The following is a 19,780-nucleotide window of genomic DNA, read 5'->3' as shown; positions in this document are numbered from 1 at the left end:
AATACAACCAAGTGTAGTGGCACACTACACTTAGCCATAGATGCAAGCACTCACGAAGTCGTTACAGCTGAAGTCAGTGTTGTGTCAGTAGGCGATAATGAAGTACTGCCGACTTTACTCAATCCTTTACGGCGAAAGATAACGCAGGTATCGGCAGATGGGGCTTATGATACAAAGGGTTGTTATCAATTACTGCGACGTAAAGGCAGCAAAGCTACCATCCCACCACGCTCAAATGCGGGGTTATGGGAAAAGGGGCATCCACGCAATGAAGCGGTAGAAGCACTGAAAGCGGGTCAGCTGAAACAATGGAAAATCGATAACGGCTATCACCAGCGCTCTCTAGCAGAGACCGCCATGGGCCGATATAAACCGTTGAATAGTCCAATGCTGAGTTTACGTGATTACAATGGGCAAGTTACAGAGACATTGGCCGGTGTGAAGGCGATGAACAAAGTCATTAGACTGGTCGCCAGCAAGTTGCTTAATCGGCCAAAAGCCTTGAAATGATTACGTTCTATGAAATGATTTAATCAACAACGCCATGGACAAGAGGTTCCTAACCGTAGAGATATCTTAAGGCCCTACTCCAAAAACTTTGCTTTACGGCTAGTAAGTGATGGATTAATCGAATTAACTAAGAACATAAATTAACTATAGGCCTAATAAAAACTCAAATTTAAGCAGCCAGATGTGGTATTTAACCAATTAACTGCTTAATTCGCTAATATATTACCTAGGGATTGAACTCTAGACTAATTTGATTACACCAACATAATATCTTCAAAAATAATTTATTTAAAATAAATAACTTTAATATTTTATTAAAGTGGCTTAATACATACTAGAAAAGTGTTCGTTCCATACGGATCAGCGTCATCATGAATAGTTCCAGCTTTAATCCCAATCACTTTAACAACAAAAAAGTATTGCCCTACTAACTTCAACAAATAATCTAAGCTATATTCTACTATATGACAGGAGTTTACAGGAATATGACCAAAACTGTTTTGTGGGGTACTTAGAACCAACATCCCACCTGGCTTTATTATCCGTTGCAACTCTTTCAGACAAGCATTTTCTTGTACATGTTCTAAAGTCTCGAAACAGGTTACAGCATCATAACAAGCATCATCGAAAGACATACCTGTGATATCTTCGACAAAATATGCTATATTTTCTTTAGTCGAATAAGCCTTGGCATTAGCTATACTTTCTGGTTCTAAATCAGCTCCATGAACTTCAGCTAAAAATGAAGACATCATCCTGACACCATATCCATCACCACAAGCAACATCCAATACTTTCATATTGTGATTTAAATATTTAAGAGCGAGCTGATAGTGATAACTAGGTGTATCAGCAAATGATATACGCTTATTACTTACTTCCAAACGCGGAGTTTCATATATCTCTTGTGTCAACTGTCTACACTCTTTTAAATATTCATCCGTATATTGAGGTAACGAGTGCAAATACTCAAACTGATAATCATAGCGATTGAGTTCAAAATAACATTTTGGATGAACGTGGAACTTTGCCAACTCAGGTTTATTAAGGATTTTAATCAATTCCCTAAGCGCGCCTACTCGAAAGACTTCAGAGCTAAAATGAACGGGAAAATCGGCAGGTAGCTTAATACAATCAAGGTTTTTTTTCTGTGCAAGATTAACCATCTGCTTGCTTAGATTAGTATCAAAGCAGAAATGAATACCATCAACTCGGACAATGTAATCATCGTCCTGCAACTCAGTTGATGCCGCAACCATACGACTAAGAGGACTTTCATCAAATCCGAAAAATGCTTGCAATCGGTTATCGGCAATGTCATCAACAATCCCTTTTAGATCGCCGTAGCGGTCAAACTCAGGGGCAACTAAACAAATCTGAGCCTCTGGAAATGCACTCAATGCACGCTTAACAGTCCTTACAACGGCAATTTCACCGTCAACCAATCCCATACAAATATCTCTACCTCCAGCCCAAGAGAGAGAACTAGCCTGAATCAATACTTTGATATTACTCATATCTACCCCTACATGGCGTATTATTTATAATTTTTTAGCAAAAAGGACAACTTCTCGCCCTATTCCAACACTGGCAAGCGCACGATAAAACTCTCTTTTGACCTGATTATTACCAGCTTTCGACAACTGGGTGTCAAATCTCATACGCTTTTTATGACAAGCACGCCCTAGTTCTGGTGACCCAACATAATTGTCACCCATTAACAAAAACATATCTATTGGAAAGGTTGTTTCTTTCATGACAACATCAAAGCCGACAGAAGCAAGCAAATTACCTAAGGTTTCAAAATTGAAATAATTAAGGTGATGCGGAGGAGCAACCCACCAAGGGCGATAACCTTCATAAGATCTAAGCGTTTCCTGAAATGGGTTATAGTCATTAGGAACTACAACGCACAAGATACCGCCAGGTACTAGGGCTTCTCTGCATAGTGATAACATTTCTCTAGGATTTGGGATGTGCTCAAGAACTGCGTTGGCGTGAATTGCATCAAATTTTCCAAGAGTATTCGCGGTTTCTTGATTAAAAAAATTCTCTACAACTTCTACTCCTAAACCTCTTGCATGCTCGCACGCCTGCGAGGACGGCTCTATCCCCAATGCAGTCCATCCATGCCGTCGACCATAATTAACAAAATGCCCAGGGCCAGAACCCACATCTAGAATCCGTCTCGATGTTTCCGGCAAGAAATGTTCTAATGTCTCATAACGATCTGAATAAACCATGTTCCACCACGCTTTATCATCTTCTGTTTCTTGAAAAAATAAAGGTTTATCTAAAGTGTAGTATTCATGCCGATAGATTTTTTCCAGTTCATCTTCGGTAGGAAGAGGGTGTACATGTTTGAAACCACAACTTTGGCATTCAATCACTTGAAAACCATCGATATCATCGACGAGATGTCCGATGTGTTGCTCAGAAGTCTTTTGATGCATCTCTATTCCTCAAATGGACGGTGTCACTAATTTGGCTTTTCCAAGAACAAGCAAATTTCAAGCCAATTAATATGAAGTTGTAACAAACTCCCTATAACTGCTAAGATTTTAGCAACTGGTTGCTCATTAGCGGTATATATTATATTGCTTCTGCTATTTTTAAACTCAATCATCATTATTGGCTAACTAATTAAAGAGTAAGTAAAAAAATGCCAAAGGATCAATCTATTGCCCTGTATACCATTTTCCACTTAAACCTTGCCTTCTCATCAATTGAAAATGAGAGGCATGATGAAGTAGTTAAACTTTGTTACTGGCCCTTACTGGAATTAGCCCAAGATGGCATAGCCCTTGGTCTGGAAATGACAGCAAGTACCCTTGAAGCAATTAAGGCTGTAGATCCTGAATGGGTCAATGCGTTCAAGTCATTATTATTGTTAGGCAAGTGCGAATTAGTAGCCAGTGGCGATAGCCAGATCATTGGTCCGCTTATTCCTGCCAAGGTAAACCAAGTAAACTTAAAACTTGGCCAAGACTACTATCAGCATGAGCTAGGAATTAAACCCAATATTGCCTATCTCAATGAGCAGGCGGTCTCGGCAGGTCTCTTAGATATATATATTGATGAAGGTTTCGAGGCAGTGGTAGTCGAATGGGACAATCCTTTCTCTCATAATCCTGACTGGCACCCTCAGCTACTTGAGCGCCCGCAGTCACTAGTAAGCGCAAGCGGCAGAAAAATTAAAGTTATCTGGAACCATGCTATAGCTTTTCAAAAATTTCAGCGTTACGTTCATGGAGAGCTAACACAGGGAGATTACCTCAATTATCTGCTCAAAGTACTTAAACCCGGCACAATCGCTTTTCCCGTTTATGGCAGTGATGCAGAGGTATTTGATTTTCGTCCAGGACGCTACCTAACAGAAGCCAATGAAATAACAGGAGAATGGCTGCGAGTTAAAACTTTATTTAATGCTATTAAAGAAATGAAAAAGTATCGATGGGTATGCCCATCCAGTATTTTGTCGCTTTGGCAGCCGAGCAAACCACTGAAATTGACTAATGCCCATCATCCAGTATCGGTAAAAAAACAAGCCAAATATAATCTGTGCCGTTGGGGATTAAGCGGGCGCAACGATCTGTTGCTGAATACCCTATGTTATAAACACCTCGCTTCACTCCAAATTAAGCCTAATGCCGATGATAATGAATGGCGAAACCTTTGCCGTCTTTGGGCCAGTGATCTTAGAACCCATCTAACAAATAATCGCTATAACGCGCTAAAGCTAACGACACCATCCTCAAAGTCACCAACTTTCGCTCCATGGATTCCCAGAGCAGATGTAATACTAGATTACGATGCAGAACGACGCAGGCTGCACATCCGAACACCCTATCTATACTTATCTCTCAATGGCAATAGAGGTCTTGCTATTGATACTCTAGCCTTTTCCAGTCAAGGGTTTGAACCCATTATAGGCACTCTTTCCCATGGCTATTTCGATCATATCAGCTACGGAGCTGATTTTTATAGCAACCATTTATTACTCGAGCGCTTTCGCGACAGAGACAGGGTGGCCGATCTCAACCGAGTTGAATATCAACTCGGTGAACTGGATGGCTGCCTTGCCATCTTTTGTAAACAATCGCTAAACAGTGGCGGTCTAATTAAATGGTATAAACTGGATAACGAAAGCTTATACACTGGGTTTTGTTTTGAGGACAGCCATAGGCCCGAAGCCTCGGTACGTCTTGGTTTTATGACTTTATTAGACTGCGAACAACGCGCATGGTACCAAACACGTTTAGGTGGACACCAAGATGAGTTTTTCCAAATTACTGATGACATGGATCAAGGAGCCGCAGTATCTTCCATCGTATCCTCCTCAAGTGCACTAGGCGCTACAAATGGTACCATCAGCTTTGGCAGTAAGACTCGGGGAATACACATAAGTTGGAACCCTGCCAACTGTGCAGCACTGCCAATGATCTCAAGTAAAAAAATTAACAATCAATATTTGAACCGTCTGTGGTTTTCCCTTGCTGAAGCTGATGAAACCCTAAAATCTGGGGGGCATTTGCTCAACTTTTTACTCTGTATCACCCCAACCATGAGACCTTGTCATGTCTAAAGCCCTTGCAATTGTTGGTGCTCGCCTTAACTCTAGTCGTCTCGCAGGCAAACACTTATTAGAGCTCGCAGGGAAGCCGCTTATTGAACAGTTATGGCGCCGCCTAACATTGTGCCAAGAGGTTAATAGTTTTGAACTGGCGACCACTGCTGATGATTTTAATAAACCTCTCATTAATTGGGCACATACCCACCAAATTTGTTGCCATCCTTTTGAAGGAGATGTTAACGATCTAATGGCACGACTCGATAACATTATCCAAAGACAAGCACCTGACTTTATTATCTATATTTGCGGTGATTGCCCACTCATTGCTCCTGATTTTATCGATTATGCCCTGACAAGGCTTAAGGCTTCGGGCAAAGACAGCATCAAACTCCATGATGGAGTCATCTCTATTCACGAAGGCATGGCATTTTACAGTCGCAAAGGATGGGAAAAACTGATGTCTGTAAGCCAATGTGCCATGTCGAGGGAGCACGTGGGCTACGCGGATAGAATCACCCCAGTGCTTGACTACTTAAGTATTCCCGATAGCGCAAATTATTCGCAGATAAAACACCGAATATCAGTAGATACCCAAGCAGACTATCGCTTTATGGAAGAAGTGTATCGCCGTTGGTACAAGATCCATACTGTAGACACCATTGTCAGCCTAGTATGGGTGCAACAACAGTTATTAGAAGATCCAATGCTAGCGGCTATCAACAATCATGTGAAACAAAAAGCGGCAAATAAACTTTACGCAAAGGCCAGTATCTATTGCCATCTAGGACCCTCTATTGGCTTGGGACATTACAAGCGGTCCAAATTGATTGCCGATGCATTGCAAGAGTATCTTGGAATTGGGGCCATAGTACACGTCCAATATGAAGGACCACAGCTTGAAAAAACATCACCCCGACTTCACTGGTATAAGAATGAAAATGAGTTGCTGAAAGCCATGATTTTGGATCCAAATCCACTCATTGTACTTGATCTACATCCAGACTTTATTTCACTACCAGCACTTAGAAAGACACTCCAGCCACTCGGAGATAAAAACACCAAAATTGTAGGAATAGATAAACTCATATCAATAATCGATGAGCTAGATTGGTTATTTATCCCTAGCTTCAATAATTCATTTCAGCATCCTAAGGTCTCTGTCGGCTGGCAAAACTATCTATTTCCTTCAATGCTACAACAAACAAAGAAACACCAAATTCTTGTATTGACAGGTGGCAGTGATGCACTCGATTACGGCACCATTTTACCCACGCTACTATCAAAACTTTGTACTGATTGGCCTATTATTTGGGTACAAGGGCCACTGGCTCCCCCCCCCTTATTGCCATTAAGCTCCACAATAAGTGTACTGACAGATCCCGATGATCTTCATGAGTTAATCGCAGAGTCAGAAATCATTTTAACTTGCTATGGCTTGTCACTATTCGAATCCATCTTCTCAAGTGCTGCTAGCATATTACTCCCGACACAACATTTGTGTGATAGCGTAGAACTCGAATTGCTTATCAAAGAGCACTGCTGCCTTACGAGTAGTTCCCTTCCTGATGCGATCTCAAAACTTGAAGCTTTATTGAGTGATTGTAACGCAAGACAAAAACTACAAAAAGAAGCAAGCAGAGTATTTAACGACCACGCTGGTATGATAAATCTAATGGAAGATATTCAACGGCTATTGGAACAAAGTGTCTAGAACCATCAAAAGTTTAAGTAAATAGATGCTACTCGCTAGCCAGAGGCTGCCGAAATGGTACTTGGCTAGCATAGATTAACTTATGCAAGTAAAAAGCGTAGCTACGATATATTGCAACTCAGACCGGTCCAATATGGGATATAAAGGAAGTGTGAGAATTTCTTCATAAAAACGTTCAGCATTAGGAAAGTCGCCAACTTTAAAACCAAGAGCAATATAATATGGCTGTAAATGCACAGGAAAATAATGCACATGCACTTGAATATCATTACGACGCATTGTATCGAAAACTATGCGGCGTTGATCTGCATGTTGCAGCCGTATCATATAGAGATGTCTAGCGCTGATAGAATCTGGTATAGGGTCAACAACATTCAGTCGTAAACCTGCTAGTTCTTGCTCATAGATATCAGCCAATTGATTTCGTTTAGTCACAAAATTATCTAGACGACTCATTTGTGATAGTCCAAGTGCTGCATGCAACTCCGTCATCCTATAGTTAAATCCCAAGGCGTGTTGTTCGTAATACCAGTCCCCTTCATCTGATCTTAACATTTTATTGGGGGCTTTAGTGATACCGTGGCTGCGGTAAAGGACCATTTTTTCAGCTAATTCTGAGCTGTTTGTCATGGCCATACCGCCTTCTGCGCTGGTGATAATTTTGACGGGGTGAAAGCTAAAAACTGTGATATCAGAGTATTGGCAGCTACCCAGTGGGTATCGATGGTAACTCCCACCAATACCGTGAGACGCATCTTCAATGATGCTAAAACGATATTGTTCAGCAAGCGCAGCGATAGCTGCCATATCGCAACTATGACCACATAAATGTACAGGGATTACAACCTTGGGGAGTTTCCCTATCCGAGCAGCTTGTTCTAATTTCATTGCCAATGCACTTGGACAAAGATTACCTGTTAGAGGATCAACATCGACAAAATCAATCTCTGCTCCGCAATAAAGCGCGCAGTTTGCCGAAGCGACAAAGGTAATAGGAGGAGTCCATACTAAATCGTTTGGCCCAACCCCAAGAGCGAGACATGCAATATGCAAGGCGGAAGTCGCACTATTTACTGCTACCCCATAGCGAGCTGAACAATAGGAAGCAACCGCTGACTCAAATGCAGGGACCTTGGGTCCTTGAGTCAAATAATCAGAATTAAGCACTTCAATCACAGCATCCACATCAGCCTGATTGATGTCTTGTCGGCCATAAGGGATCATGCAACGGTATCCAGTTTAAGAATTTCAGCCTGTGTTAAAAAATGTGGATTAGTGCCAGAATTATATTCAAATCCCATCGGCACAGCTTGCCCCTTCTCTCCTAAGGCATTGGTACAAAAGTCTGTTTCACGCCCAAAAAAACGAATACTTGGCGTGATGACAAAGTGGTCATCAAATTCAATAGTGTGATGGGAGTCATCCCCAGGACACATGACCTCATGCATTTTTTCCCCGGGGCGAATACCTACAATCTGCTGCTCCAAACTCGGCCCATAGGCTGCGGCAAGATCAGTGATACGAATAGAAGGAATTTTGGGTACGAAGATTTCTCCACCCTGCATACGGGAGAAGTTTTTTAAAACGAAATCAACACCATCCTGAAGAGTAATCCAAAAACGTGTCATATCGGGATGCGTAATGGGCAGCGAAGTCGCACCATTAGCAATCAGTTGTTTAAAGAAAGGCACAACTGAACCTCGCGATCCCACGACGTTGCCATAACGAACCGCGGCAAATCGGGTTTTGCCATCCCCCACCACGTTATTGGCGGCGACAAAGAGCTTATCGGAGGCCAACTTAGTCGCACCATATAAATTAATTGGGCTAGCGGCTTTATCAGTTGATAAAGCAATGACCTTCTTAACATTATTACTGATGGCGGCCCGGATCACATTTTCAGCTCCATGGATATTGGTTTTTATGCATTCCATAGGATTGTATTCAGCGGCGGGAACCTGTTTAAGTGCTGCAGCATGGATCACAAAATCCACATCTTTAAAAGCTTGTTTTAATCTATCTGCATCACGCACATCACCAATAAAATAACGCATACAAGGAGCGTTAAAGATTTGCTGCATCTCGTATTGCTTTAGCTCATCACGTGAAAAAATGATGAGGCGTTTGGGTTTGTATCTTTCGAGAATAGTTTTAGTATATTTTTGCCCAAATGACCCAGTGCCACCGGTAATCAAAATTGTTTTATTATCAAACATAAAGCTCCCCACTTACTGTTTAAACCTTCGATTAACTGCTTGTGACAACTATGAGCAAGTTCGTCAAACAACCCTGTTTATACAAAATTCGCGCCAAAAAACTTCATAGCGCTCAACACATAACAAAATTATACTACTAATCAGAAATGATTATAGGCAACTATAGATAAAATATGAAATTTTTATCTGCTTATTGATATGTACAAATCAGAAATTTACAATTTAGTAACAAATCTCGATTGACTTTTAGTGTCAAAAGATTGATGGGGCGTAACTTGCGCTAAGCCTCCATGAAATGACATTATGCTCGTAGCACCAAAGTGCACTTTAAGTTGTTCGCCCAAACGAGGAAAATATGCAACTACAAACCAACATATCGAATAACTTTGCAATAAGTCCCTTCAACGAGTACTACTTACCCAGTATTAATCGCCATACGTTTGAGAGCATTGACTCAAGAACTATATATGATAAAAAATTTAAACAGAGCTTTGCTTCTCAAGACAAGCTCAATATCGTGGTCGGACTAGATTCAGGACTATTAGCAAACTATGTATTAGAACAAGATATAGCCATAGGATCTAAATTTATTTTCGTTGAATTGGATGAAGTGCTTCCACTACTCGTTATAGACATCCCATCGGCTCAAGAGAAACATGTTAAAATTGTAAATGAACTTGAATTTATAGAACTCTTAAAAAAAGAAGATATTCAATTATATATTGCCAAAGGTAAATATGAAGTCTACGCATCTCTTGGTGCATCATCCCTACACCTTGATGCCTACAATACACTTTTGAATAGAATAGAGAGTACAATTCAAGATGAATACTTCAATTATAGCATAAGTTTCACTCAAAAAATATTTTTTCAGACGCAACTAGAAAACATACCCGACAATAAAATACCAGCAAAAATACTTAAAGATACATTTAAAGGCAAGACCTGCTTAATAGTTGCTGGCGGGCCATCACTTGATGAGCACATTAGTTGGATAAAAGAAAATAATAACAATATTTTTATTATTGCCGTATCTCGCATTGCTGGAAAACTAGCAAAAAATTCGATTTCAGTAGATATTATTACTTGTGTCGACCCACAAGAGTTTAGCTTTGATGTCAGTCGAGAAATTTTTTCATTGAGTGAAAAAACACTTCTAGTTAATTCATACCACATTTGTCCAAAAATACTTTCGCAATGGCATGGACAAAGCGTATATTTAGGTCAAAGATATCCATGGAGCGACAGTAATGATCACGATAATATCATTACTGTTGGGCCTACTGTGACTAATAGTTCGATTCATTTGGCGATTGAGATGGGATTCAATAGAATACTATTAAGCGGTGTTGATTATTGTTACTCAAGATCTGGATATAGCCATGCAAACGGAACAGTTGAAGCTAACCTCGGCCCTAGTTTAGGACATAACAACAAATGGGTTGAAACTTATGCAGGCTACCAAGCAGAAACTCCAATACAACTGATTCATGCAATGGAAGCACTAACCGATGAGGTAAAAAACTATCCTAACATTGACTTTATAAACCTATCGGCTAGCGCTGCAAAAATAGATTGCATTAGCCATATGACAACTAATGACATTGTCCTAGATGAATTTGGCAGCAAAATAAAACCTACATCAACATCCAATAAAATTGAAGAAAACAGAAAGATTTTAGTCTTATCGCTAAATGAGTGCAATGAGAAAAAAGAGACTTTCAACAAAGTTTTAAAACTAACAAAGAAAGCCTTATTGCTCACAAAAAAATTAAGTTCTAATACTTTGAAGTCCAAAGTGATAATAAATAAAATTAATATAATAGAGGATAAAATAAATTCAGAATACTCTATCGTCTCAAAAATAATTAAGACATATGGTTACTTTGAATTTTCCAAGTTCCTGACAACAAGAGAAACTGAAATCTGGACTCAATCGTATATCAACAAAATGACAATAGACTACTATGAAGCCTTTAGCAATATTTGTCACAACATGTTAAGGCTAATAACACAAGTTTGTGAAAAAGTTGAATTTAGAATACTAGAGATTGATTCAAACTCATTAATACAGTTAGCTCCAACTTGGTTCAAAGACAACCAACCAGGAAGAGCTATTCTATGGCACAACAAAAATAAAAAATTAAATAATGCCGAAAGTAAAATTTACAGAAAATTAAAAAATGAATTCAATAAAGATATTACCAAAGTAAGAAACGAGTATATTGACATATTAAAATCCGCATCATCAATGGAACACGTTTATAAAAAAATTATGGGACTTAACTCTAAAAAAAATAGTTATGGATTATCACTTACAGTCCAAAACTTATTCCCCTTAATTGAATCTGACAATGAAGCTAAAAGGCTGTACCACCTCGCCTTATCATTCCAACTCAGCCTTGAACAGCAGCCGCAGCAGGCATTAGATGCTTTACTTGCTCTGCCTGAAGAACTTTGTACTGAGATGGAGTTAAAGCATATTATTTTACTGGCGCTCAAACTAAGTAACCTTGAGCTTGCAACAGCAACTCTAGTCAAAATTTTGGCTTATAGTGATGAGTACATGCCTCAGTATGCGCATATTTTAAAACTCCAAGGCAAGATTCAAGACTCAGTTAATGTCTACCTAGATTACTTAGAGAAGTATCCATCGGATACACAAACATGGATAAAACTTGGATTATTCATGTTTGAAATCAATCAAGTAGAAGCTTCGCACACTGCATTTTCTAATGCAATTAATGCCGATCCCGATAATCAAGTGGCACGTGATTACTTATCTGAACTCACAAGACTAATGAACGTCTCACAATAACAGGCTCAAGATCACCGAACTCGCATATTCGTGTTCGGTGATTTCACTATTACCTCGCTAGACCGTATAATTAGCCTCGTTTCAGCATTGCTCATCTGCATATCCTAGGAGATTTTGTTTGGCTCATACCTATATACCTTTAGAAACTTACCGCCGTAAGTGGATTTTCAACCACAAAGACTTGCCTGTCACTGACGAGGACAAGGCGCATATCCTGCCGTTAACAGATAAAAGTGCGATGGAAATCTGGAATCAATGGATCAGCAACAAGAGTAGTCGTGCGGAGCAATTTACTAAGGGAGATTGGGCGGCGAAGGCTGATGCTTGGGTGGAAACAGATCACTGGCAGAGCGCTTGGGATAGTGAAGATAGCAGTTTACCCACCATGTTAGCTGAGCTTATACAATGGCCCGATGAGACGCCGGTGTATTTTTGCTATGAAAAATATCAGATTATTGAAACTCGTTGGGATGTGTTCGTCCGCAATTGGAAGTGTTTTCTTTTCTTTGACGACGGTCCCATTTTGATCTCGCCAAAACAGAAACAAGCGGTGATGTTCGAACAGAGTGGTCAGTACAAGCTAGGCACTCGCGGATAATTTATACAGGGCGCTTAACGCTGATAATTTCCCATCGATAGCTTTACGCCAACACTTTTACGCAATAGTTTAGCGCGAGGAGTCATCTTGTTGGCATGCTCATACTTAATGATGAGTATGCCATATTAGCCATTTTCGAATGATGCGTAAGCACAATTAGCCTATCTCTCCCCTCTTCTTTAGATTAACATCCGTTTTCGGTGCCGAGTATTTGAGAAGTTGGGGTCAACTTTTTGCTGTAAATACTCATAAAAATCTGCTTAAAATCCAATAATTAAAATAGAAAAACGAGGTGTATTATGAAGTTACTCTCCACTCTTACCCTAGCAAGCGCGCTGTTATTACCCCACACATTAATGGCCAAAGAAGTATCAGGTGTGCAAGTCGCCGATACTGTGACATTAGATAGTCAAGCATTACAGCTCAATGGCGCGGGGGTTCGCAGTAAGTTCTTTATGGATTTATATGTGGGCAGTCTGTATTTGCCAGCAGCCTTAAGTAGCACAGCAGCGGTTATCGATGCTCCAATTGCGGCGATCCGCCTTAATATTACCTCTGGCATGATCACCTCAGAAAAAATGCGCGATGCGATCACCGAAGGTTTTGAGCAAGCGACGGCAGAAAACACCGCCGATATTCAACCGCAAATAGATACCTTTATGGCACTGTTTAAGGAAGAAATTAAAGAAGGTGACCAATTTACCTTAGTCGCCAATAAAGCCCGTGGCGTGACGGCCTATAAAAATGGTCAGGAACAAGCCACCATCGAAGGTGAAATGTTCCGTCAAGCACTGTTAAAAATTTGGCTAGGTGATAAGCCAGCCCAGAAAAGCCTCAAAGAAGCCATGCTGGGCAAATAACTAACATTAACGTTAGAATTTGAATTCGATATCCAAGGCCGCTGCGCCTTGGTTATCCATTTCAAGCGCGGCTTGATTTGTCACTTCTAACTCACCATCATAGTAATAACCAGCATAGAGATTTACGGTTAAAGCAGGCGTTGCTCGCCAACCGCCACGCAGATAACTCACCCATTCGTTCGTTTCTACAGCAATATCATCATCCTCAATAAGGAATCGCTCAGTACGACGTGAACTACCCAAACCAATATTCCAATCAGGATTGAATTGATAACTAAGCTCTAGTCCTGCTGGACCACTAAAACCAGCTTGGAATGGATTAGCCAGTGTCCAATGTTCATCTATCTGCCAACGCATGGCAAGATAAGGCACTGTGCGAACTTCATCGATATCATTAAGATACGCGACGCCAAAGCCAATCATGTTTCCCGAATCAAATGCATACATGGCCGATGCCACAATACCGTAACTCTGAGCTTGGCTAGCCGATGCAGTATCGGCGTAGGCATATTGGATCTGCGGCGCTAAAAAGAAGGCCCAATGTTTATCCATGCGATAATTTAAGGACACTCCGGCACGGTAACGATTAATATGATCCCAATTCTGTCCGTCGGTGCCAAACAGCGGTGCGACATTGTTTGCGCCAGTAAGCGTGATGTTACGCCAGTCATAATCAAGTCGGTCATAGCCCACACGAAAGCCTAGCGACCATTGCTTATCCAGCGATACATTCATCCCAGCATTCAGTAATAAGCTGTCCCTTTGTAGCTCAGTATTGCCATTAGCTACCTCGGCGCTTTGGGTGCTGATCTGCGTGACACTTAATCTAAAAGGTTTGTATTCCTGCGAAGGTTTATCCGCTGCAATAGCGGCACAGCTCATTAACGGTAACAATAACAAACTGCCTTTCAGCAACCGCTGTTTTACGCTTAATGGTGCGAGTTTTCGATTAGCCACGCTAGCTCCTTGTATTTAAAATAATGGATAAATTTTTGTGCATAATACGCGCTATTGAATAAAAAGGTTCACACTTTCAAAATGAAGATACAAACTAATACCTTTGAAACAAACAAGCCTTTACTCTACCCGATACGCCCTCAAGAACATGTCAGCACAACCCAATATATAATGATTCCTGTCGTCAAAAAGCTCATCGGCCGCTAACCCCAATTCTAATTTAAGTTTTAGCTCACCAAACAGCATTAAACATAAACGCACTGCACTATGGTGAGCATTACCAAATCGATATTGCCCTAACGCCTCTACAGCGACTAAATAATCCGCCAATAAGCCCACTATGTGCTTAGGGCCTGCATCAAAGAACAATCGCGACACTTCAGGATGACTTTCGGATTGCGCCACACAGGCTTTGAATACAGTAATAGCTTCAGGACTGACAATCATCTCCCCAAATTGCAAAGCAAATTGGGTTAATGCCGATTCTGGTTTAGTGGGATCACTTAACAAATCATCGTTAAGATTATGGCCAACACACTTAGATTCAATTGCCGCAACAAATAATTCATCTTTGCTCCCGTAATGGGAATATACGGTTTGTTTCGACACGCCCGCAAGCTTTGCAACCTCATCCATACTGGTATGAGGGAAACCTTGACGACAAAACAAATCAATAGCAGCCACAAGGACTTGCTGACGTTTTTGTTCACTACGGCTCAAAGGTAATTGCGTCTCAGAGGAATGCGTCATATCAACTCTCGAATAGATAGACATAATTAATTGGCATTAGTTAAGCACAAAATAGACTAGACAGTCTAGTTTCGTACAACTAGACTAGCAAGTCTAGTTACATAGTATTAACGTTTAACTTACAGCGGAAGCCTTTAAAATGGATCGAACTGCCCGACTTTCTTGGCGCACTCTTAGCGTCTGCGTGTTTGCTTTAGCCACATTATCCGCCTGTCAAAAGGAAGTCACCGAACACGCTACGACAGCCACGCAACCCACAGTCACAAGCCAAACGTTGATCCAGACCCCAAGTTATGAACACTTTCAGACCTTCACTGGCACCATCCGTGCAGGTAATACCACAGGTGTAGGCTTTGAACTAGCGGGAAAGTTAAACAATTTACAGGTCGATTCTGGGAGTAAAGTTAAGCAAGGACAAATACTTGCAGTTCTCGATACCCGGCTACTCGAAGCCGAGCGTCAAGAGATCCAAGCAAGTCTGGCACAAACCCAAGCCGATGTTGATCTGGCCACCAGCACTCTAAAACGTAATCAAGAATTGAAAAAATCGGGCTATGTCTCTGAACAGCTATTAGATGAAAACCGCTCACAATTAAATAGCTTAGCCGCAGCGAAAAACCGTCTACTTGCCTCGCAGCATGCCAACCAACTTAAGCTCGACAAATCCATTTTAATGGCTCCCTTTGACGGTACCATAAGCCAAAGGCTACATAATCTTGGCGAAGTGATTGCCGCGGGCAGTCCTATCTTCACCTTAGTGGGTAACATCAATCCTGAAGCTTATATTGGTGTTCCTGTTGCGCTAGCAGAACAATTTCACACCAAACAGCAAGTGCAAGTCAGCGTGCAAGATCAAACCTTTACCTCTGAAATTGCCGGTATCAGCGCTGAAGTCAATCCCATCAGTCGCACCCTACAACTGAGAATAAGCCTGCCAAATGATGCCCATGTAATCAATGGCGAAATTGCGTATCTGCATCAACGACAGCAAATCCCGCAACCGGGCTATTGGGTACCCATTTCCGCATTGACGGATGGTATTCGCGGATTATGGAATCTCTATGTCATCGCAAACTATGAACAGCAATCAATCATAGAGCGCCGCGATGTGGAAATCCTCTACACCACCCAAGACATGGCCTACATTCAAGGCGCGATTCAGCCTAATGAAATCTATGTCAGCCAAGGGCTGCATAAGCTGGTCGTAGGCCAAACTGTATCTCCCATTGCTGCAGCCACGAGGTAATTATGATTAAAGCCTTTGTTGAAAACGGCCGCTTAGTCAGCCTCGTTATTGCGCTATTACTTGTCGCAGGCTTTGGTGCGATATCGAGCCTACCGCGTACTGAAGATCCCCACATAACTAACCGTTTCGCCTCTGTGATCACCCCTTATCCTGGCGCCTCAGCCGAGCGGGTCGAAGCCTTAGTGACTGAAGTCATTGAAAACCAGCTTAGACGTTTGGAAGAAATTAAGTTGATCCAATCAACCTCTCGACCAGGGATTTCAGTTATACAGTTAGAATTGAAAGACACAGTTAAAGAAACGGCTCCCGTATGGTCTCGAGCACGGGATTTATTGGCCGATGCGAAAATTAATTTACCTGAGGGCATACAATCTCCCACACTCGATGATCAAATTGGTTATGCCTACACCGCCATCTTAAGTTTAGTGTGGAATAGTAATACGCCCGTACAAGTCGACATGCTAAACCGCTACGCAAAAGAATTACAGAGTCGGCTCAGGCTGTTATCGGGCACGGATTTTGTCAAACTTTACGGCGCACCGACCGAAGAAATGCTAGTGCAGCTTGATGGTAACAAGATGAGCCAGTTACAGCTCTCTCCTGCTTCCATCGCCCATATTCTCAGCGGCGCCGACAGTAAAATTGCTGCCGGTGAAATCAACAACCGTGAATTTCGCGCCTTAGTTGAAGTCTCCGGCGAGCTTGATTCTTTAACCCGTATTCGCCAAGTGCCGCTTAAAATTGATAGCCAAGGGCAAATTATTCGCCTCGGCGACATAGCCACTGTGATTCGCCAAGCTCAAACCCCAGCGGATAGCATAGCGTTAGTCGATGGTGAACAAGGCGTAATGGTTGCAGTACGAATGATCGATAATACCCGTGTTGATCTTTGGCAAGCGCAAGTCAATAACGTCGTTGACGAACTCAATCGCGAAGTTCCCGCTAATATCCAGATCCAATGGCTATTCGAGCAAAACAGTTACACCAGCGAACGACTTGGCGGGCTAGTGGTTAACCTGCTGCAAGGATTTATCATCATCTTGCTGGTATTACTCCTTACCCTAGGCTTAAGAAACGCCATCATAGTGGCGATTTCATTGCCGCTCACAGCGCTATTTACCTTGGCCTGCATGAAATATATCGGCCTGCCGATACATCAAATGTCGGTGACAGGACTCGTCGTCGCCCTTGGGATCATGGTGGACAATGCGATAGTGATTGTCGATGCCATATCACAAAGGCGTCAGCAAGGAATGAGCCGTTTAGCCGCAGTGAGCGAAACCTTACACCACCTTTGGCTGCCCTTAGCGGGATCGACTATCACCACTATTTTGGCTTTTGCGCCCATAGTACTCATGCCCGGTGCTGCGGGGGAATTTGTCGGTGGCATTGCCATGTCAGTGATGTTTGCGCTGCTGGGCTCTTACGTGATTTCCCATACGTTAATTGCAGGGCTCGCGGGACGTTTTAGTCATGAAGGTAAACAGGATGTCTGGTATCAACACGGGATCAACCTCCCGCTAGTGAGCCAATATTTTCAAGCGAGCCTGAGAATTGCCCTTAAACGCCCTATCGTTAGCGCGCTGCTTATCGGCATTACACCAGTATTAGGGTTTTTCGCCTCGGGTAAGATGACAGAGCAATTCTTTCCGCCATCGGACAGGGACATGTTCCAAATTGAAATTTATCTTGCGCCCCATGTGAGTTTAGAAAACACCTTGAACCAAGTGCAGTTGATGGATAAAAAACTCCACGCAGTCACAGGGATCACTCAAGTCGATTGGGTGGTGGGCGGTAATACGCCCTCATTTTATTACAACCTGACGCAGCGCCAACAAGGGGCGACTAACTATGCACAGGCCATGGTAAAAGTGACTGACTTTGAGCGTGCCAATGAGTTAATCCCCGAATTACAACAGCAATTTGATAGCGCTTTTCCCGAAGCGCAAGTACTAGTACGAAAACTCGAGCAAGGCCCGCCCTTTAATGCGCCAGTGGAGCTAATGATCTTCGGCCCGAATCTAGATACTTTGCGATCATTAGGCGACGACGTTCGTAATATTCTCGCGCAAACGCCGGATGTACTTCACACACGTGCAACCTTAAGTGCCGGTGCACCTAAGCTGTGGCTACAGGTAAATGAAGATGCCAGTCTAATGAGTGGGTTAAGCCTGACGGACATTGCCAAACAGATCCAAATGTCAACCACAGGCGTTATCGGTGGTAGCGTGCTTGAGCAAACAGAATCCTTACCCGTACGAGTTCGCCTTGCTGATGACAGTCGCGAGCAGGTGAGCCGCCTTTCTGAAATTCAATTAATGACACCTTCGGGTGAGTCTGTTGCATTATCCGCCCTCGCCCACAACGAAGTGCAAGTGAGCCGCGGCGCCATTCCAAGGCGCAACGGCCAAAGGGTTAATACCATAGAAGCCTATATCGTCAGTGGGGTATTACCTGCTCAAGTGCTTAATGATGTTAAAGATAAAGTGGCTCAATTACCGTTGCCATCGGGTTATCGCATTGAAATCGGTGGGGAAAGCGCTAAGCGTAACGAAGCAGTCGGTAATTTACTGTCCAATATGATATTGGTCGTCACCTTGTTATTAGCCACTGTGGTGTTGTCGTTCAACTCCTTTAGGCTCACGGCGATTATTCTATTGAGCGCGATACAATCAGCAGGACTTGGCCTATTAGCCGTGTTTGTGTTCGGGTATCCCTTTGGATTCCCTGTCATCATAGGACTACTTGGATTAATGGGACTTGCCATTAACGCTGCGATTGTGATCTTGGCCGAACTAGAAGATATGCCGAGCGCTCGGCTCGGCGATATGGAAACCATAGTCTCTACCGTCAGCAGCTGTGGTCGTCATATCAGCTCAACGACCATTACCACCGTGGGCGGTTTTATTCCGCTCATCATTGCTGGCGGCGGGTTTTGGCCTCCCTTTGCCATTGCTATCGCGGGCGGCACACTGCTGACGACTTTACTTTCTCTGGTATGGGTTCCAACTATGTATTTGCTGCTGATGAAAACCCGTACGGCAAACACCCCATCCGCGATTCAAGCTCAAATCGCATCATGAACTAGATATTGGTACAGTTTATCTTTAAGGTTTAATCGCTCTAATTTTAACGCTAAAAAGTGCTCATCGGCGGTGGGCACTTTTGTTAACTCCAGCGCCCTAATTTTATTATCGAGCTCATGGTAACGACTAGCCATGGTCGCGAAGACGGTATTATTGACTTTTAAATGCTTAATTTGATCGACAAAATCAGGAAACTCATAAACCAACGCATGATTCTCACCTAGCATATACACTTCTCCTATAATGTGGTTCTAACACTATGAACTCCATTCACCTTAAGCAGCTTAGTCTATACCTTCAGAATACAGCCAGTACTTGGACATGTTATCTGCTAACATTTCTGCAAAATAAGCTGATGAGTCCAAGTCTAAAACTGCAAAAATATCAACGAAATGAGTTTAAAATTGCAGAAGTTTTAGACCCACATCAAGACTACAAAGTAAAACTTAGGCTAC

General features: G+C 42.2%; 14 protein-coding genes and 1 pseudogene. 8 read left to right on the top strand and 7 right to left on the bottom strand.

The window, feature by feature from the left end; all coding sequences use genetic code 11:
- Positions 1–24: 24 nt before the first annotated feature.
- A pseudogene (locus L5M38_RS08405) lies at positions 25–533 on the top strand (IS5 family transposase); the annotation flags it as partial.
- 291 nt (positions 534–824) lie between these two features.
- Here the strand turns inward: L5M38_RS08405 and L5M38_RS08400 are convergent.
- Both L5M38_RS08400 and L5M38_RS08395 read right to left on the bottom strand, forming a co-directional pair.
- Positions 825–2,027, bottom strand: coding sequence for a class I SAM-dependent methyltransferase (locus L5M38_RS08400; protein ID WP_263178780.1), 1,203 nt, complete (start codon positions 2,025–2,027; stop codon positions 825–827).
- Between the two features lie 24 nt (positions 2,028–2,051).
- A complete protein-coding gene (locus tag L5M38_RS08395) occupies positions 2,052–2,963 on the bottom strand; it encodes a class I SAM-dependent methyltransferase (protein WP_263178779.1) in 912 nt (303 codons plus the stop codon).
- Positions 2,964–3,172: 209 nt separating this feature from the next.
- Here L5M38_RS08395 and L5M38_RS08390 point away from each other — a divergent pair, with 209 nt between their 5' ends.
- Together L5M38_RS08390 and L5M38_RS08385 are read left to right on the top strand one after the other, a co-directional pair.
- Entirely contained in the window at positions 3,173–5,095 is a 1,923-nt protein-coding gene (locus L5M38_RS08390; protein WP_263178778.1) for a glycoside hydrolase, read from the top strand.
- The gene (locus L5M38_RS08385) at positions 5,088–6,794 is read left to right on the top strand and encodes a cytidylyltransferase domain-containing protein (RefSeq protein WP_263178777.1); all 1,707 of its coding nucleotides are present in this window, start codon (positions 5,088–5,090) and stop codon (positions 6,792–6,794) included. Before L5M38_RS08390 ends, L5M38_RS08385 begins: the two co-directional genes overlap by 8 nt.
- 75 nt (positions 6,795–6,869) lie before the next feature.
- Here L5M38_RS08385 and pseC read toward each other — a convergent pair whose 3' ends face one another.
- Together pseC and pseB are read right to left on the bottom strand one after the other, a co-directional pair.
- Complete coding sequence (gene pseC, locus L5M38_RS08380; protein ID WP_263178776.1) at positions 6,870–8,018, bottom strand: UDP-4-amino-4,6-dideoxy-N-acetyl-beta-L-altrosamine transaminase; 1,149 nt, start codon at positions 8,016–8,018, stop codon at positions 6,870–6,872.
- Positions 8,015–9,010: a UDP-N-acetylglucosamine 4,6-dehydratase (inverting) gene (pseB, locus tag L5M38_RS08375; RefSeq protein ID WP_263178775.1), complete on the bottom strand. Its 996-nt coding sequence runs from the start codon at positions 9,008–9,010 to the stop codon at positions 8,015–8,017. The genes pseC and pseB overlap by 4 nt, the downstream gene beginning before the upstream one ends.
- 355 nt (positions 9,011–9,365) lie before the next feature.
- On the opposite strand from pseB, the gene L5M38_RS08370 reads away from it, so the two are divergent.
- The 3 genes from L5M38_RS08370 to L5M38_RS08360 all read left to right on the top strand — a co-directional run bounded on the left by L5M38_RS08370 (position 9,366) and on the right by L5M38_RS08360 (position 13,286).
- Complete coding sequence (locus L5M38_RS08370; RefSeq protein ID WP_263178774.1) at positions 9,366–11,828, top strand: 6-hydroxymethylpterin diphosphokinase MptE-like protein; 2,463 nt, start codon at positions 9,366–9,368, stop codon at positions 11,826–11,828.
- A gap of 118 nt (positions 11,829–11,946) precedes the next feature.
- A complete protein-coding gene (locus L5M38_RS08365; protein ID WP_263178773.1) occupies positions 11,947–12,426 on the top strand; it encodes a DUF2947 domain-containing protein in 480 nt (159 codons plus the stop codon).
- A gap of 299 nt (positions 12,427–12,725) precedes the next feature.
- Positions 12,726–13,286, top strand: a complete 561-nt coding sequence (locus tag L5M38_RS08360) for a chalcone isomerase family protein (RefSeq protein ID WP_263178771.1) — start codon at positions 12,726–12,728, stop codon at positions 13,284–13,286.
- Positions 13,287–13,298: 12 nt separating this feature from the next.
- On the opposite strand, the gene L5M38_RS08355 is transcribed toward L5M38_RS08360, so the two are convergent.
- Entirely contained in the window at positions 13,299–14,243 is a 945-nt protein-coding gene (locus tag L5M38_RS08355; protein ID WP_263178770.1) for an autotransporter outer membrane beta-barrel domain-containing protein, read from the bottom strand.
- Positions 14,244–14,363: 120 nt separating this feature from the next.
- The gene (locus L5M38_RS08350; protein WP_263178769.1) at positions 14,364–14,993 is read right to left on the bottom strand and encodes a TetR/AcrR family transcriptional regulator; all 630 of its coding nucleotides are present in this window, start codon (positions 14,991–14,993) and stop codon (positions 14,364–14,366) included.
- A 139-nt stretch (positions 14,994–15,132) separates the two neighbouring features.
- On the opposite strand from L5M38_RS08350, the gene L5M38_RS08345 reads away from it, so the two are divergent.
- Complete coding sequence (locus tag L5M38_RS08345) at positions 15,133–16,239, top strand: efflux RND transporter periplasmic adaptor subunit (RefSeq protein WP_263178768.1); 1,107 nt, start codon at positions 15,133–15,135, stop codon at positions 16,237–16,239.
- 2 nt (positions 16,240–16,241) lie between these two features.
- Positions 16,242–19,322, top strand: coding sequence for an efflux RND transporter permease subunit (locus L5M38_RS08340; RefSeq protein WP_263178767.1), 3,081 nt, complete (start codon positions 16,242–16,244; stop codon positions 19,320–19,322).
- Here L5M38_RS08340 and L5M38_RS08335 read toward each other — a convergent pair.
- Positions 19,307–19,552 (bottom strand): YdcH family protein, encoded by a 246-nt coding sequence (locus L5M38_RS08335; protein WP_113939445.1) that lies wholly within the window; start codon positions 19,550–19,552, stop codon positions 19,307–19,309. The genes L5M38_RS08340 and L5M38_RS08335 overlap by 16 nt on opposite strands.
- Positions 19,553–19,780 lie beyond the last annotated feature (228 nt).

Origin of the sequence: Shewanella sp. SM101 (assembly GCF_025654465.1) — a bacterium.
Taxonomy (GTDB): domain Bacteria; phylum Pseudomonadota; class Gammaproteobacteria; order Enterobacterales; family Shewanellaceae; genus Shewanella; species Shewanella oncorhynchi.
This window is presented reverse-complemented; position numbering and strand designations above follow the sequence as displayed.